The organism is Streptomyces lomondensis (assembly GCF_014651035.1).
Taxonomy (GTDB): Bacteria; Actinomycetota; Actinomycetes; order Streptomycetales; family Streptomycetaceae; genus Streptomyces; species Streptomyces lomondensis.
In genome coordinates, this window is the sequence record NZ_BMWC01000009.1 from 232,497 (window position 1) to 248,638 (window position 16,142).

Annotated in this window: 14 protein-coding genes; 3 read left to right on the forward strand and 11 right to left on the reverse strand. The window is 71.7% G+C overall.

The window, feature by feature from the left end; all coding sequences use genetic code 11:
* Window positions 1-30: 30 nt before the first annotated feature.
* Window positions 31-282 carry a chaplin gene (locus tag IE255_RS27985; RefSeq protein WP_190053145.1) on the reverse strand — a complete coding sequence of 84 codons (252 nt, stop codon included), beginning with the start codon at window positions 280-282 and terminating at the stop codon, window positions 31-33.
* Window positions 283-485: 203 nt separating this feature from the next.
* On the opposite strand from IE255_RS27985, the gene IE255_RS27990 reads away from it, so the two are divergent.
* Window positions 486-692 (forward strand): hypothetical protein, encoded by a 207-nt coding sequence (locus IE255_RS27990; protein WP_190053146.1) that lies wholly within the window; start codon window positions 486-488, stop codon window positions 690-692.
* 138 nt (window positions 693-830) lie between these two features.
* Here IE255_RS27990 and IE255_RS27995 read toward each other — a convergent pair whose 3' ends face one another.
* The 5 genes from IE255_RS27995 to IE255_RS28015 form a co-directional block, all read right to left on the reverse strand.
* The gene (locus tag IE255_RS27995) at window positions 831-1,322 is read right to left on the reverse strand and encodes a DUF5709 domain-containing protein (protein WP_190053280.1); all 492 of its coding nucleotides are present in this window, start codon (window positions 1,320-1,322) and stop codon (window positions 831-833) included.
* A 121-nt stretch (window positions 1,323-1,443) separates the two neighbouring features.
* Window positions 1,444-2,580 (reverse strand): Nickel transporter NicT, encoded by a 1,137-nt coding sequence (nicT, locus tag IE255_RS28000; RefSeq protein ID WP_190053147.1) that lies wholly within the window; start codon window positions 2,578-2,580, stop codon window positions 1,444-1,446.
* Window positions 2,581-2,802: 222 nt separating this feature from the next.
* On the reverse strand, window positions 2,803-4,296 hold the full coding sequence (locus tag IE255_RS28005; RefSeq protein ID WP_190053148.1) for a hypothetical protein: 1,494 nt from the start codon (window positions 4,294-4,296) through the stop codon (window positions 2,803-2,805).
* Between the two features lie 153 nt (window positions 4,297-4,449).
* Window positions 4,450-6,813, reverse strand: coding sequence for a glycoside hydrolase family 65 protein (locus IE255_RS28010; RefSeq protein ID WP_190053149.1), 2,364 nt, complete (start codon window positions 6,811-6,813; stop codon window positions 4,450-4,452).
* Window positions 6,810-7,547, reverse strand: coding sequence for an HAD family hydrolase (locus IE255_RS28015; protein WP_190053150.1), 738 nt, complete (start codon window positions 7,545-7,547; stop codon window positions 6,810-6,812). The genes IE255_RS28010 and IE255_RS28015 overlap by 4 nt, the downstream gene beginning before the upstream one ends.
* A gap of 120 nt (window positions 7,548-7,667) precedes the next feature.
* On the opposite strand from IE255_RS28015, the gene IE255_RS28020 reads away from it, so the two are divergent.
* Window positions 7,668-8,330 (forward strand): nucleoside/nucleotide kinase family protein, encoded by a 663-nt coding sequence (locus tag IE255_RS28020; protein WP_190053151.1) that lies wholly within the window; start codon window positions 7,668-7,670, stop codon window positions 8,328-8,330.
* Between the two features lie 91 nt (window positions 8,331-8,421).
* On the opposite strand, the gene IE255_RS28025 is transcribed toward IE255_RS28020, so the two are convergent.
* From IE255_RS28025 to IE255_RS28045, 5 genes are all read right to left on the reverse strand, one after another.
* Window positions 8,422-10,254, reverse strand: a complete 1,833-nt coding sequence (locus tag IE255_RS28025) for a hypothetical protein (RefSeq protein ID WP_190053152.1) — start codon at window positions 10,252-10,254, stop codon at window positions 8,422-8,424.
* 7 nt (window positions 10,255-10,261) lie between these two features.
* The gene (locus IE255_RS28030) at window positions 10,262-11,161 is read right to left on the reverse strand and encodes a carbohydrate ABC transporter permease (protein WP_190053153.1); all 900 of its coding nucleotides are present in this window, start codon (window positions 11,159-11,161) and stop codon (window positions 10,262-10,264) included.
* Complete coding sequence (locus tag IE255_RS28035; RefSeq protein WP_190053154.1) at window positions 11,158-12,069, reverse strand: carbohydrate ABC transporter permease; 912 nt, start codon at window positions 12,067-12,069, stop codon at window positions 11,158-11,160. The genes IE255_RS28030 and IE255_RS28035 overlap by 4 nt, the downstream gene beginning before the upstream one ends.
* Window positions 12,070-12,191: 122 nt before the next feature.
* Window positions 12,192-13,517, reverse strand: a complete 1,326-nt coding sequence (locus IE255_RS28040) for an extracellular solute-binding protein (RefSeq protein WP_190053155.1) — start codon at window positions 13,515-13,517, stop codon at window positions 12,192-12,194.
* Window positions 13,518-13,791: 274 nt separating this feature from the next.
* Entirely contained in the window at window positions 13,792-14,913 is a 1,122-nt protein-coding gene (locus IE255_RS28045; RefSeq protein ID WP_190053156.1) for an ROK family protein, read from the reverse strand.
* A 240-nt stretch (window positions 14,914-15,153) separates the two neighbouring features.
* Here IE255_RS28045 and IE255_RS28050 point away from each other — a divergent pair, with 240 nt between their 5' ends.
* Window positions 15,154-16,053 (forward strand): N-acetylglucosamine kinase, encoded by a 900-nt coding sequence (locus IE255_RS28050; RefSeq protein WP_190053157.1) that lies wholly within the window; start codon window positions 15,154-15,156, stop codon window positions 16,051-16,053.
* The last annotated feature ends 89 nt before the right edge of the window (window positions 16,054-16,142 follow it).

Sequence of the window (16,142 nt, forward strand, 5' to 3'; positions counted from 1 at the left end):
GCCGCCGCGGCAGGCCGTACGACCGGTGCGTCAGTCCTTGATCACGCACTCGTTGCCGAACGCGGGGTTGAGCAGCCCGACCACGTTGATCGAGTTGCCGCAGACGTTGGCGTTGATGTTGACCGGGATCTGGATGACGTTGCCGGAGAGGACGCCGGGGCTGTGGCTGGCGATACCGACGGTGCCGTCGTCGGCGCTCGCCGTACCGGCGAAGGCCAGCAGGGCGGCGCAGGCCAAGCCGACCGCGGCGGTCACACGTGACGCATGGAAAAGCTCTGTCATTCGCAGGGACACGTGTTCCTACCGTCACCCAGAGTTGCGCGACGCGACATCGGTGGGCGTTTCGAACGGGGTGCGGACGGTCTCCAGGGGCCTCTCCCGCGCTCTCCGGGTGCACGCCGGGCTCCTGGGGGGAATGGTGATATCGGACCCGTTTTTTCAGCACCGGGGCCGCACCAGCGATCCGGACCCTAGGAGCAGAGAACATGTCGACGTCACAGCCCCCCGCGTCCCGGCCGCCCGAGGACCGCACCACCCCCGACCGCCTGCTCCACGCCCGTACGGGCACCGACGTGTCACCGGAGGACCTGGTCCTCGCCTCGGGCAAGGACCTCACCCCGCGCAACCTGGAGTGGGCCAAGCGCAAGCTGGCGGCGGAGGGGTCCGCGGCGCTGGAGAAGATCCTGCCGTAGCCCCTCGACATGCCGTAGCCCCTCGACAAGCCCGAGAGCACCGGCCCGGCGCGGGGTGTGCGCGGGGGTGGTGGCTCGGGCGTGGTCACGGGGGCGGCAGGGGATGCTTTGTGCCGAAAGGCCGGACCCCGCCGCGGCTCAAGCCCTGTCGTTCTCCTCCGGCAGGACCCCGTCGTCCTCCACCACGTGTACCGCCGCCTCCTCCGCGCCGGCCGCTCCGCCGTCGATGCCCACGTCGGACGCGATGGTCTCCTTCGTGGTGTCGGGGTGGGCGCCCTCGTCCGGGGCGACCAGGCGGCCGGCGCGGGCGGTGCCCGCCTCGGGGTCCACCGGTTCGCCGTCGCCCTCGGGGGTGTCGCCCACGCCGTCCCCGACCGGTTCGGCGGACACGTCGGGGACCTCCTGGGACAGCCGTTCGTCGAGGGTCTCGCCCTCGTGCTGCTCCGCGGCGGTGGTGCCGCGCTTGGTGACGCCCAGCGGCTTCTCCGGCGGGGAGTAGCCCTCGTCGAGGGTGTCGTCGTAGGTGCGTTCGTCGACGGCGTCCTGAAGGTCCAGCGGCGCGGCGTCCTCCTGCTCCTCGTTCGTCCCGGTGGGCTGGTACACGTCGTCCGCCATCGGTTCGGAGCGCATCGGTTCCGTGCCCATCACTTCTGCCTCCCTGTCGCGCTGCGTCGACTCGTTCGTCTCACCTGTCCGTTCCGCGTTTCCCGTTACGCCGTCTCTAACCTCGGCGGACGAGGTTACCCACCCGTCACGACAGCGGGCGGGCCAGGTCCGCCGACCACTTCTCCTCGATGCGCCCGAGCTTCCACACCAGCAACGCCACCACCCAGGTCGCGAAGAACAGGGCGACGACGACGTAGCCGAGGATGTTGAGGTCGAGGCCGGAGATCCAGTCCCAGAAGGGACCGTGGAGGCCGAACCTCTCGGCGAGCAGGCCGAGGAGTTCGACGGTGCCGATGAGGAGGGCCACGGCGACGGACAGGCCGGTGATCGTGAGGTTGTAGTAGACCTTGCGCACCGGCTTGGAGAAGGCCCACCCGTAGGCGAAGTTCATGAAGGAGCCGTCGATGGTGTCCAGGAGGCACATCCCGGCGGCGAACAGGACGGGCAGGCACAGGATCGCGTACCAGGGCAGTCCGGAGGCGGCGCCGGAGCCGGCCAGGACGAGCAGGGCGATCTCCGTGGCGGTGTCGAAGCCGAGGCCGAAGAGGATGCCCAGCGGGTACATCTGCCAGGGCCTGGACACCGACTTCATGACGCGGCCCAGCAGGCGGTTCATGAAGCCGCGGTTGTCCAACTGCTCCTCCAGGGCGGCCTCGTCGTAGCGGCCCGAGCGCATGGCGCGGAACACCTTCCAGATGCCGGCCAGGATCACCAGGTTGACGGCCGCGATGAGGTACAGGAACGTCCCGGAGACGGTCGTGCCGATCAGGCCGGTGACGTCGTGCAGCGCGGAGCCGTCGTCGCGGACCGGTCCGGCGAGGGTCTTCACGCCGAGGGTGAGCAGGAAGGCCAGGGCGAAGACGACGCTGGAGTGGCCGAGGGAGAACCAGAAACCGACCGACAGCGGCCGCTGTCCCTCGCCCATCAGCTTGCGGGTGGTGTTGTCGATGGCGGCGATGTGGTCCGCGTCGAAGGCGTGCCGCATGCCGAGCGTGTACGCGGTCACGCCGATGCCGACGCCGAAGGTCTGGGTGCCGATGGCGTGGTGCTCGGGGGCGACGATCGCGACGAGGGTGAACCAGCCGATCACGTGCAGGGCCACGATGAACGCGGCCATCCCCCCGACCCTGGTCCACTCCCGCCGCGTCATGGAGGTGCGGACGCGGTGCCAGGCCGTGCGCTGGGCGGGGAGGGGCGGAGTGGACTCAGGGGCGGCCGTCATCGGGGGGAAGGTCTTTCTGTCGGACGGACGGCTGCGGTGAACAGCCTCGCGTCATCCTCCAGCACCTGCAAGTGATGTGCAGTAAAGCCCGCGACAGGTCTTGCCCATGGAACCGAAAACTCTGGTCGCGGAGTCGTCGTCGGCCGCGTCGTACAGCGCCTGAAGGTCAGGCGAGTCCTACCTGTCCTGCCTGAACCGGGCGGGCGGGAAACGCGGACGAGGTCACGGTGTTCTGGGGGGCGCCTGCGGTGCGACGCGGACGTCCAGGTCCGAGATGCGGTGGACGGGCCAGGCGCGGGCGTAGCCGGGCGGTGTGCCGCCGGCCGGTGCGAGGTGGGCGACCGGGAGGCGCTCCGCGGTGCGCAGGATGTCCGCGGCGGTGGTGTTCTCGTTGTGGCCGGCGGTCGCACCCGAGGAGCAGCCCGCGTAGTAGCCGATCGGGAGGGCCTCGTGCCCGGTGAGCAGGCAGGGCGGGCGGACGCCGAGGCGGTGCAGTTCACCGGCGGTGCGGTCCCAGTCGCGGCGGCTGTCGGTGTTGCGGGCCACGGTGCGTTCCAGGACGGCGATCTGCACCGCCAGATGCCCGGCCAGGCCGACGGCGACCAGCGCGGCGGCCACTGGGCGCCACTTCCCGCGGGGCGTCTTGACCAGGTACCACAGGGCGTCGGCGACCGGGATCGCGAGCAGGGCGTAGGCCGGCTGGAGGAAGCGGGGCGCCGCGTAGCCGATCATGAAGAGGTAGGGCAGGGCGGCTGTGGCGGCGCAGGCCAGCGGGATCAGGGTCCGTCCCAGGCGCCGGGCCCGGGCCGCGACGAGCAGGCCGAGGCCGGCCAGGACGGGCAGGACGAACCACCAGAGGGTGACCAGGGGGTGGGGCATCGTCCCGGTGCACGGCCGGCACAGGGCCCGGCCGCCCAGGCTGCGCAGCTGGTCGTCGACGGCGATCTGCCAGCCGAGTCCGCCCTGGATGCGGGAGGCGTCCGACAGCCGCTGCCCCAGGCCGCCATGGCCGAGGTACGCCTCGATCACCCACGGGACGGCGCCCGCCGCGAGGCCCGCCACGAGCGCGAGGAGCGGGCGCCAGTGGCGGCGGGCCAGGGCGAGGACGAGCAGCGGCACGGTGACGTAGACCGCGTCGGTGGGCCGCATCCACGCCATGAGCGCGGCGCCTGCCGCGACGCCCCACAGGGCCGCCCGGGCGGAACGTTCCGCCCGGGCGCGCAGGAAGCAGCCCACGCTGATCAGGGCGCCGATCGCCACCCAGTAGTTGGGCATGGCCTGCGGGCCGTAGAAGAGGGTCACCCACAGGGAGGCGAAGAGGGCGCCGCCGACGACCAGGACGCGGGTCGGGAACAGGCCCCGCCAGGTGCGCAGGGCCAGGTAGAGGGCGAGGCCGGAGAGCAGGGCGAGGTAGACGCGCAGCAGCGGCGTGGACGACGACCAGGACGCGATCGGGGCCACGAGCAGGGAGACGCCCCGGGAGCGCGGTGCGCTGAAGAAGGCGGCCGGGGTGTGGGAGGTGACCTGGCTGACGTAGACGATCTCGTCCCAGCCGAGGCCCAGTACGGGCCGTACGAGGACGAGCTGGGCGAGCGTGAAGACGCCGGCCAGCGCGGCGAGCGGCCGGTCGACGCGCCGTCTGCGGGCCGTCCCCGTCGCGTCGGTCTGCTCGCGTCTTCGCATCCGGACGAGGATGGCGTTCGCGCCGTCGGCCATCGTCCACCCCTTCCCCTACCTGCCGTAGGGCCGCTACGACCTCCCACCCGTAGGGCTGAAAGCCGGATGATCAGGAAACACGGCCAAGCTAACCCGCGGGGTGGGGCGATGCAGGGTGGGATACGGCCAAGTGCGTGACCGGAACTCGCGAGGTCAGTGAGTGTTCGGGGCCCGGTGCGGGGGCTGGCTCGGGGCCGGGCGCCGGGCCGGCGGGGGGACGGGCCGGGTGACGGGGGCGTCCTCGCTCACCGTCAGCTCGGTGCCGTGGTGACGGATGGTCAGCGGAGGTCCGGAGCGCAGGGTGTACGTGGCCCGGTCGGCCGTCAGCTCCACGCGCAGGCACCTGCCGAGGAACCCGACCGTGAAGGCCAGCCGGCTGTACCGCTCGGGCAGGCGGGGGGCGAACCGCAGGGTGCCGTCCGTGCACCGCATGCCGCCGAACCCGGCGACCAGCGCCATCCAGGTGCCGGCCAGCGAGGCGATGTGCAGTCCGTCGCGGGTGTTGTGCTCCAGGTCCCCCAGGTCCATCAGCGCGGCCTCGGCCGTGTAGTCGCAGGCCAGGTCGAGGTGGCCGGCCCGGGCGGCCATGACGGCCTGGACGCAGGCGGACAGGGAGGAGTCCCGTACGGTCAGCGGCTCGTAGTAGGCGAAGTTGCGGGCGATCTGCTCCTCGGCGTCGTTGTCGAAGGCCTCCTCGAAGAAGCTGCCGCAGGTGTACATCGCCAGTACCAGGTCCGCCTGCTTGATCACCTGCTTGCGGTACAGGTCGAAGTACGGGAAGTGCAGCATCAGCGGGTACTGGTCCGGGCCGGTGCGCTCAAAGTCCCAGCGCTGGTAGCGGGTGAAGCCGGCGTGCTGTTCGTGCACGCCGAGTTCGTCGTTGTAGGGCACGTGCACGGCCTCGGCGGCGTCCCGCCAGGCGGCGCGCTCCTCCTCGTCGGCGCCGAGCCGCGCGGCCTCGTCGGGGTGGCGTTTGCAGGCGTCGGCGGCGGCCAGCAGGTTCGCCCGGGCCATGAGGTTGGTGTACGTGTTGTCGTCGGCGATGGCGCTGTACTCGTCCGGTCCGGTGACGCCGTCGATGTGGAAGACGCCCCGGTCGTCGTGGTGGCCGAGGGAGCGCCACAGGCGGGCGGTCTCCACCAGCAGTTCCACGCCGACCTCGCGTTCGAAGTCCTCGTCGCCGGTGACCGCGACATACCGCACCACGGCGTCCGCGATGTCGGCGCCCACGTGGAAGGCGGCCGTGCCGGCCGGCCAGTACGCGGAGCCCTCCGAGCCCTCGATGGTGCGCCAGGGGAACGCGGCGCCGCGCAGGCCGAGTTGGGCCGCGCGCTCCCGGGCGGCGGGCAGGGTGTCGAGGCGCCAGCGCAGGGCTTCGGCGGCGGCGTGCGGCTCGGTGTAGGTCAGCAGGGGCAGCACGAACGCCTCGGTGTCCCAGAAGGCGTGGCCGTCGTAGCCGGAGCCGGTGAGTCCCTTGGCGGGGATGGCGCGCTGTTCGGCGCGGGCGCCGGCCTGGAGGACGTGGAAGAGGGCGAAGCGGACGGCCTGCTGGATCTCCTCGTCGCCGTCGATCTCGACGTCGGCGCGCGCCCAGAAGTCGTCGAGGTAGGCCCGCTGGTCCTTGAGGAGCCCCCACCAGCCGCTGTGCGCGGCCGCCGCGAGCGCCGCCTCGACCTGGTCGCTCATCGCGGGCCGGGAGCGGGCGCCGGACCAGCCGTGCGCGACCAGTTTCTCCACCCGCAGCCGCTCCCCCGGCTCCAGGACGGAGGTGATGGTCAGCCGGGCCACGTCCACGTTGCTCTCGCTGCTCGTGGTGGTGCGTTCGGGGCCGGTGACGACGTGGTCGGCGGCCACGGCGACCCGCAGGCCGCTGCGCCGGGTGCGGTGGACCAGGCGCAGCCGGTTCCCGGAGGCCATGTCCTCCTCCGGCTCCAGCGGCGACTTCAGCGCCCGGGCGGCGCGCGGGTCGCCGTCGGGCTCGGGCAGGCTCTCGTTGGCGACCAGTTCCGACTGGACGACCACGCGGGTGCGGCTGTCGACGGGCTCCACCTCGTACGCCACGGCGGCGATCGCCCGCTGGGTCAGGGACACCAGCCGCGTGGAACGCACCCGGACGGTCGAGCCGGCCGGTGAGGTCCACTGGCAGACCCGTTCCAGGACGCCCCGGCGCAGGTCGAGGGTCCGCTCGTGGGTGACGAGCCGTCCATAGCGCAGGTCGAACGGCTCGTCGTCGACCAGGAGGCGCAGCACCTTGCCGTTGGTGACGTTGATCGACGTCTGGCCGGACTCGGGGTAGCCGTAGCCGGCCTCGGCGTAGGGCAGCGGGTGCAGTTCGTGGACGCCGTTGAGGTAGGAGCCGGGCAGGCCGTGGGGTTCGCCCTCGTCGAGGTTGCCGCGCCAGCCGACGTGGCCGTTGGACAGGGCGAACACGGACTCGCTCTGCGCCAGGAGGTCCAGGTTGAGTTCCGTCTCACGCACGGTCCAGGGTTCGACGCCGTACGCCCGCTGTGCGATCACTTCGTCTCCCCCAGGTCGGCGAGGTCCTTGACCACGATGTCGGCGCCGTGCGCGTACAGCGCGTCGGTCTGCCCGACGCGGTCGACACCGACGACGTATCCGAACCGGCCGTCGCGGCCCGCGTCCATGCCGGCAAGGGCGTCCTCGAAGACGGCGCAGTGGGCCGGTTCGACGCCGAGGTCCTCGGCGGCGGCCAGGAACGTGTCGGGGTGCGGTTTGCCGGGGAGCTTGCGCTCGGCGGCGACCACGCCGTCGATCCGTACGTCGAAGAAGTGCTCGGCGCCGATCGAGCGCAGCACGTCGCGGCAGTTGGCGCTGGAGGAGACGATCGCGGTGCTCAAGCCGTGGGCGCGGACCGCCTCCAGGTAGCGCAGGGTGCCGTCGTAGGCCTCGACGCCGTCGGTGCGGATCTTCTCCAGGACCAGCTCGTTCTTGCGGTTGCCGAGCCCGTGGACGGTCCGCGCGCCGGGTGGGTCGTCGGGGTTCCCGTCGGGCAGGTCGATGCCGCGGGAGGCGAGGAAGGTGCGTACGCCGTCGGCGCGTGGCCGGCCGTCGACGTACTCGTCGTAGTCGGCCGCGTCGAACGGCCGGAAGTCCGCGCCGTCCCGCTCGCGCAGGAAGGCGTCGAACATCTCCTTCCAGGCGGCCGCGTGCACGACGGCCGTCCGGGTGACGACGCCGTCGAGGTCGAAGAGGCAGGCGTGGATGTCGTCGGGTAGGCCGAGCTGCGTCATACAGGTCCGGTTCCCCGACCGGAGAGGTCCAGTGAGTGGCGCACGCCACACGCGCGGGGGTACGTAGGGGTGCGGAGCTCTCGGCGCACCTGCGCGGACCCGGGTGACACACTTTCCTCTGTGCGGCTCACCTTCGACGACCTGGTCCACCGCGCCCGGGCCCTCACCGAGGGCGGCCGGCGCGCGATCCTCGGTATCGCCGGCAGCCCTGGTGCGGGCAAGTCGACGCTCGCCCGGCACCTGGTGCGGGAACTGAACGGAACGGGCGATCCCTGGGTGGCGCATGTCCCCATGGACGGCTTCCACCTCGCCGACGCCGAGTTGGAGCGGCTCGGCCGCCGTGACCGCAAGGGCGCGCCCGACACCTTCGACGCGGCCGGGTACGCGGCGCTGCTGCGGCGGCTGCGCGAGGACCCGGGCGACGAGGTGGTGTACGCGCCCGGCTTCGAACGCGTCCTGGAGCAGCCGATCGCGGGGGCGATCCCGGTGCCGCCGGCGGCCCGGCTGGTCGTCACCGAGGGCAACTACCTCCTCCTGGACACCGGCGCCTGGGCCCGCGTCCGGCCGCTCCTCGACGAGGTGTGGTTCTGCGAGGTCCCGGAGCGCGAGCGGGTCCGCCGACTGGTCGCCCGGCACGAGGAGTTCGGCAAGAGCCACGAGGAGGCGGTGGCGTGGGTGCTGCGCTCGGACGAGCGCAACGCCGAGCTGGTCGCCACGACCCGGGACCGCGCCGACCTCGTGGTGCCGGAGTCGGCGCTGCCGCGGGTGGACGCGCGGGCGTGACCTGGCCGGCGGGCTCCGCTTCCGGCCCGGCCCGCCCGCGCATCGTCACCGCGGGCCGCCACAGGCCGTCAGCGCGAGCTCCGGCTCCGCCTCAGGCTGTCAGCGCGAGCTCCGGCTCCGCGTCGGTGCCGCCCGCCGCGTCGCCGATCAGCGCCGTGAACGCCTCGGTACGGACCCTCAGGGCCGTTCCCTCGCGCTCGAACGCGGGCGTGAACGCGTCGTCGCCGGGGCCGTAGCGCACGGCGAAGACGTGCAGGTCCTCGGGGGCTCCGGGGACCGGCGCGGCCTCCAGAGCCGTGGAGGCGACCAGGTGGCGCCAGCCCTCGTCGGGGTTGCCGTAGCCGCGGGGGTCGGCGGCCAGGGCGAAGGCGGCCTGCTCCTGGGTGAGGTCCGCGCGGGCGTCGAAGTGGTGCGGGTCGTCCGGGGCGGGGTGGGTCAGCCGCAGCCCGGCCGCCGACGCCGCCCGGGGTTCGGCGGTCCTGCGGACCCGGTCGCCGTCGTCGGTGGCGTACGGCAGCCCGGCGAGCAGGTACGGCGTGCCCGGGAGGCGCTCCACCGCGACCGTCGTCCACAGGGTCGTGCCGTCGGTGACGTACAGGGACTGGACGTGCCGCAGGACGTGGTCGCGGCCCACGACCGGCTTGGTGACCAGCTTGGCCTTCAGGCCGCCGGACGCCACGTCCCGCACCCGGACCTCACCCATCGGGCGGCACAGCAGGAAGCCGTCGGTGACCGGGCCGAAGCCGTGCTGGCGGTTGACGGCCGCGGGCAGGTAGTACGTGCCGGCCGCCTCGACCAGGGACGGGGTCATACGGTCGTCGAAGGCCACCGACACCGAGCCCGCGCGCAGTTGGTGGCGGGCCGGAGCGGCCGAGGGGGTGCGGTGCCAGCGCGTGGTGTCCTGGATCTGCCAGACCAGCATCCACGCGAAGTGGCCGTCGACCCCGCCGTCCGCCTTGCACGCGTGCCGGGCCCAGCGGCTGTCGCCCCGGTAGCGGCCCAGGTCGGAGCCGACGCGGGCGCTGAAGTAGCGCAGGCCCAGCACCGACTCGAAGGCGGAGTGCTGCTCGCTGTAACGGGGGCCGCCGTTGTCGAAGCCGCCGCTGGTGAGGCGGGCGTCGATGTAGCGGGCGAGCGCGTCGCCGTCCTCGGCGAAGACCTCCTCGCCGCTGACCCGGTGGGCCTGGGCGAGGAACGACAGGGAGATCGGGCCGTAGTTGTTGTCGTAGGCGCCGCCGTGCTCGGGCGGCAGGAGCGCGCCCCGGTCGGCGACCCGGTGGGCGCGGATCTCGTCCTGGTACAGCCGCAGGGCCGTGCGCCGCACGGCGTCGCCTTCGGCGGACGGCAGATGCCGGGCCAGCATCAGGCCGCCGACGACGCAGCCGATGGCCTGGTTGCCGGCCTCCTGCGGGTTGAAGAACGTTGCCTCCGTCAGCCAGCGCCAGTAGCCGTGGGCCACCTTGAGGAGTTCGGCGCGCTGTCCGTCGTCGACGAGACCGTCCGCCGCGTCCAGGATGTTGACCGCCTGGAGCAGCGCCCACACCGTGCTGGGCCAGTCGCCGATGGGGTGCGCGCCGGCCGCCAGGGTGTAACGGGCGTACGGCAGCCCGGAGCCGCGAATCCGCAGGTTGGGATAGCCCGGGTTGTCCTCGGTGTACACCCGCTCGCTCAGGTGGAAGGCGAGGCTGCGGCGCACCGCCTCCGGCAGTCGCGGGTCCTTGTTCCGCTGCCAGGCGAGGGCGAGCAGGGAGGTGACCCCCAGGGAGGTGTCGCCGATGTCGTCGACGCAGTCGGGGTGTTCGAGGCTGCCCTCGGGCGTCATCCGGGCGAGGGCCTGCTCGGTGACGTCCGCGAGGACGGCGTCGTACGCCTCCGGAGTGTCGGCGAGGTCGTGCAACGGACCGCGCTGATGAGGGAGATGCACGGGTGGGTCAGTCCTTCAGTCCGGCGTTGATGTTGGCGTTCATAACGTAACGCTGGAACACCAGGAAGACGACGATCAGAGGGATCATGGAGATGACCGATCCGCCGAGCACCACCGACCAGTTGATGTTCTGCGCCCCGACGAGGCTCTGGATGCCGATCTGCACGGTGAACTTCTCGGGGTCGTTGAGCATCAGCAGCGGCCAGATGTAGTCGTTCCACCGCCACTGGAACGACAGGATGGCGAGCGTCAGCATGATGGGCCGGGAGATCGGCACCATGATCCGCAGGAAGATCGACAGTTCCCGGGCGCCGTCGATGCGGGCGGCCTCGATGAGCTCGTCGGGGACCGTCAGGAAGAACTGGCGGAACATGAAGCACCCGGTCGCGGTGAGCACGGCCGGGAGGATGATGCCGGCGAGCGAGTTGTAGAGGCCGAGGTCGCGGACCACCAGGAACTGCGGGGCGAGCATGACCTCGCCCGGCAGCATCGTGGTGGCCAGGATGCCGACGAAGAAGACCTTGAGCCACTTGTTGTCGTACTTGGCCAGCGCGTACCCGGTGCAGCAGCTGACCCCCACCGTGAGGATCGTCGCGATCACGCACACGATGGTCGTGTTGATGAAGTACTGGGAGAAGTTGGCGCCGTCCCACGCTGCCTTGTAGCCCGACAGGGTGGGGTCGTCCGGAAACAGCGTCAGCGAGGAGAACAGGTCTCCCGCCGGTTTGAAGGAGCTGAGGACGAACCACAGCACCGGAAACCCGTAGACGGCCGCCAGGACCCACAGCAGTGTCGTCGCGGGCACCGCCCGCCGAAGCCCGCCGCTCGCCGCGCCGCGCGACCGCTTCCTGGGAACCGCCCGTCCGGGCCCGGCGTCGACCTTGCGTGGCATGTCTGTGGTTGTCATCGGTTCTCCACCCGCCGGTTGACGACCAGCTGGATGATCGCGACGGCCATCAGGATGAGCATGAGCACGAACGACGCGGCGCTCGCGTAGCCGATCTGGCCCGATTTGAAGCCGGTCTGGTAGATGTACTGGACAAGCAGGTTGTTCGACGTTCCGGGTCCGCCGTTGTTGAGGGAGGCGAACAGCGGATATTCCTTCATCGCGTGGATCGTGTTGAGCAGGATGACGATGAAGGACGTGGGCGCGATGCTCGGCAGGGTGATGCTGACGAACTGGCGCCAGGGACCGGCGCCGTCGAGCGAGGCCGCCTCGTAGTACGACACCGGTACGTTCTTGATCGCCGCGATGAACAGCAGCATCGAGAAGCCCGTCCAGGCCCAGGATGCCGCCACCACCACCACGATCAGTGACAGGTCCGCGTTCGACTGCCACGGGACGGCGCTTCCGCCGAACTTCTCGATGAGGTAGTTGACCAGTCCGAAGTTCTCACCGAACAGCCACCGCCACAGGACACCCACGACGATGGGCGACAGCAGCCACGGGATGAAGAAGAAGACGCGGGCGACCGACGCGCCCTTGGCGTGCCTGCTCACCAGCACGTTGGCGATGAGCAGCGAGAACACGAAGTTCAGCGGGACGAAGAGCACGGTGTACAGCAGCGTCCGGGTCAGCGCGTCGAAGAAGGTGGAGTCCCCGAACAGGCGCTGGTAGTTGTCCAGTCCGATGAACTGGAACGCCCCCACGCCCGTGTAGTTCGTGAAGGAGTAGACGAGCCCGATCACCGCCGGCCAGAGGAAGAACAGCGCGAAGAGCACGACGTTGGCCGCGATGAGGACGAGCGGCGCAAGGGTGTACTTACTGCGTCTCCTGGGCGGGCTCGCGGACACGTCCGGGGCGCGTTTGGTCATCTTCCTGACTCCGTGCTGGTGGAATGGGTTCCTGTGGGCTCGGGCCATGAGCCCGGCATCGCGTGGGTCCCGAGGCCGGGCGGCGGTGTCTCGACCCCGCCGCCCGGCCCGTCGGCCTACGATCAGCCGCCGACCTGCTGGTTGTAGCCGGCCACGATGTTCTCCAGGGCCTTGTCGGCCGACTGCTGGCCGTTGATCGCCTTGCCGAGCTCCGTCTTGGTCGGGTCCTCGGTGAGGCTCTTGCCCTTCAGCACCCAGTTCGTCTGCGCGGTGTTGAAGTAGCCGGAGATCGGGGCGTACAGCGGGATCGACTCGTTGTACAGCTTGAACGCCGCCTGCGCCGCCTCGGACTTGAAGGGGTACTTCGGGGTCAGACCGCTCTCGACGGGCAGGAACCCGGACGCCTCGCACAGCGCCTGGTAGTGGGCCGGCTCGTACAGCCAGGACATGAACTTCTCCGTGGCGGTGGCCGCGGCTCCGTTGTTGTTGAACCCGACCATCATGCCGCCGCTGTTGACGTCGCTGGCCTGCACCGGCTCGGCGGGAGTCGGGACGCTCGCCCACTCGAACTTCTTGATGCTCTCCGCGAAGGCGGGCACCTGCCACACACCGGACCAGTAGGCGACCACGTCACCGCTCTGGAACATGGCCGACGGGTCGGCGCCGCTGGTCCACACCGACTTCGGCATGGTCTTGTCGTCGTTCATCGCGACGAAGCGCTGCACGGCCTTCTTGGTCGCGGCGTCCACCGAGAACTTGCCGGAGGAGTCCGCGTGGACGTACTTCCCGCCGAGCTCGTACACCATGGCGCGGAGCCGGGACGGCGACTGGTCGAACGTCAGGGAGTACTTGGCGCCGGTCTTCTCCCGAACCTGGTCCGCCGCCTTGACGAACTCGGTCCAGGTCCAGGTCTTCTGGGGCGAGGTCGGGAAGGAGACGCCAGCCTTCTCGAACAGCGACTTGTTGATGAACAGGCCGGACGCGGTGATGTCCGAGGGGATGGACAGCACCTTCCCGGACGAGTCCTTGGCGATGAAGTTCTTGTTGATCTTGTTGCTCTTGTTGTTGGCGATGGAGCTGAGGTCGATCAGCTTGTTCGCCCAGATCGGGTCCAGCTTCGGCACCGCCGCCACGTCGGGCAGGGAGTTCGCCTGCGCGGCGTTGCGCAGCTTCGCGTCGTACCCGTCGTAGGGGATGTTGACGAGGTTGACCGTGACGCCGGTTTCCTTCTTGTACTGCGTCACCATCTTCTTCCAGCCCGCGTCCTGCCCCGGAACCGTGGAGATCCAGAACGTCAGCGACTTGGACGTCCCGCCCGAGCCGGAGTCCGAGCCGCCGCAGGCGGAGAGCAGGAGGGCACCTGCCGTGGCGACGGCAGCGAGGGGAACAACGCGGCGTATGCCGCCGTGGCCGAGCCGGCGGGAGCGCCGTACACCCAGACTGGTCATCTTCAGTCCCTTTTCGTCGTAGCGGAAGAAGCACGGCGCCAGCCGAGGCGGCACAGGTGCATTTTGCGGGAGATTTCGCTTTCCGGGGGCACGGCCTCGCCCGGCCGCGTCGCCCTGACGGGTGGGGTCCCCGGCCATGACGGCCGACGTCGCACAAGCACGCCCTCGTGCGGCTGCCGTACTTCGCGTACGAGCGGGAGGCTCACCCGGAGTCGGTGTCCCGACCGACTCAGAAAGCGCTTGTCCGGACATTGGCAGACCGATGGCGCACCCGTCAATGCTTCGCCCGCACAGCTCCGGTCACGGTTTGAATTCCATGGGCCACGGCCAGCCTGCTGGCGCCCGCCACCGTGCCGGTGTCCCCCACGACGCTGCTGACCACCTCGGTGGGCCAGCTCAGCCGGGCCAGCTCGGCCCGCACACCGGGCAGGAGCTGCGGATCCGCGCCGGTACCGCCGCCCAGCACGATCAGCCCGGGGTCGAGTACGGCGGCGACGGCGGCGGCGAGCCGGCCCACGTCGGCGGCGTGCGCGTCCACCACGGCACGGGCTGTGGCATGTCCCTGCCCGGCGAGGGCGAGGAGCCGGTCCGCGGTGCGCGGGCGGGGGCCGTCGGCGTCCCGCCAGGCCTCCGCGGCCCGGCGGAGCAGGGTGCGCGAGCCCATGCGCTGCTCCAGGCCCTCGTGGCGCGGGGCGCGGTCGTCGTCCCAGGGGTAGGGCAGCCGGGCCACCTCTCCGGCGGCGCCGTTCGCACCGCGCAGCACCCGGCCGCCGATGACGACGGCGAGACCGATGCCGACGCCGATGCGCAGGTAGCCGAAGGTGTCGCGGCCGACGGCGGCGCCCTCGTGCAGTTCGGCGAGGGCGGCGCAGTTGACGTTGTTCTCCAGGTGGACGGGGACGCCCTCCGGGAGGGCGACGGCCATGGCGTCGAAGACGGGGCCGGCCTTGGCGGTCGCGGGGCGTTCCCCGGCGCCCTCCCGGTCGCGGGTGGTGACGTCGCCGACGGCGACGACGACGGCTCGCAGCGGGGCGCCGGCGGGCAGCGCGTCGAGGACCTTGCGGACGGTGTCGGCCGCCTCCGGCCGGGAGCCGGTGCCCTCGGCGAGCAGGGTGCCGTCCAGGGCGCAGGCGCGCACCCGTGTCCTGGCGGGCCCCAGGTCGACCGCGAGCACGGCACCGGCGGCCGGGCCGAGCCGGTAGACCGCGGCGCTGCGGCCCGTGGAGCCGGAGGCGCGCCCGGAGTGGGCGGCGAGCTCGACGGCCTCCAGTTCGGCCACGGCGGTGGAGACGGTCGGCTTGGAAAGGCCCGCACCGGCCGCCAGCTGGGGCCGGGTGGCCGTGCCCGCCCCGGCCAGGACATCGAACACCACACGGGCACTCTCACTCAGGTGCATGGTCTCCCCAGGTCGTGCTGCGGCCGTGGAGGGTGGCCGCGAGGGTCGCGTGGCACCGGGAATTCCGTGCCTCTTGACGCACCCTACTTCGTTAGTTAACTTCCTAACGAACTTCACGGTACTCGCCTGCCGTGGCCCGCAGAAGCCCGTCCCGGGGCTTCCCTACCTCTTCAACCGCCGTGGTCCGACGTACGGTTCGCCTGCCGTCCGACGGGACCGCGCAACGACGAAAGAGGACCCGTGCAGGACTCCACGCCCTCCGTGGTCGGCATCGACGTGGGCGGCACCAAGACGCAGCTGCGCGCCCTCGCGGACGGCGGGACCGTCACCGACCGCGTCCGCGGCAGTACGGGCTGGCGGCCGCACGACCCCGGGGCCGCCGCCGACTGGCTGGCCGCGCTGGTCCACGACGCCCTGCCGGCGGGCGCACGCCCGTCCGCCGTCGCCGTGGGCGGTCACGCCTGTGAGACGCCGCGCCAGTGCGCGGGGATCCGGGCCGCGCTTCAGGAGCGGCTGCGGGTGCCCGCGCTGGTCGTGGGCGACGCCGAGCTGCTCGTGCCCGCCGCGGGGCTGGAGAAGGGCGTCGGCCTGGTGGCCGGCACCGGTTCGGTCGCGGTGGGTCGGCTGCCCGACGGCGGCCCGGTCCAGGTCGGCGGCTGGGGCGCCGTACTCGGTGACGAGGGCGGCGCGGCGGGACTCGTCCGCGAGGCCGCGCGGGCCGTCTGGGCGGCACACGACCGCGGCGAGGAACCCGACGCGCTGGCGACCGGACTGGTCGAGGCCTTCGGTGTGGCCGAGGTGCCCGCGCTCGGCGCGGCGCTGGAGGCCGCCACGGACGTCTCCGCCGAGTGGGGCCGGCACTCACCGGTCGTGTTCACGGCCGCCGCGGCGGGCTCGCCGCTCGCCCGCGCGGTGATCGCCGACGGCGGCCGGGCGCTCGCCGCGCTCGTCGTACGGCTCGCGGCGCGCGGGGTCGCGGTGGACGACGTGGTCGTGGCGGGCGGCACGGTACTCGCCCAGCCCGCGCTGTACGAGGCGTTCACCGCCGCGCTCGCCGAAGCCCTGCCCGGAGCCCGCCCGCAGCCCCTGCGCGTGCCGCCGGTCGAGGGCGCGGTGGCGCTGGCCCGTTCTCTTCTGTGACCCGGGCGGTCGCCGTTCACGTTCCGGACACCGCTCCGTGGCCGGACCCTCTCCGAAGGGTCACGACACGGCCGTAGATCTTCGCTCGT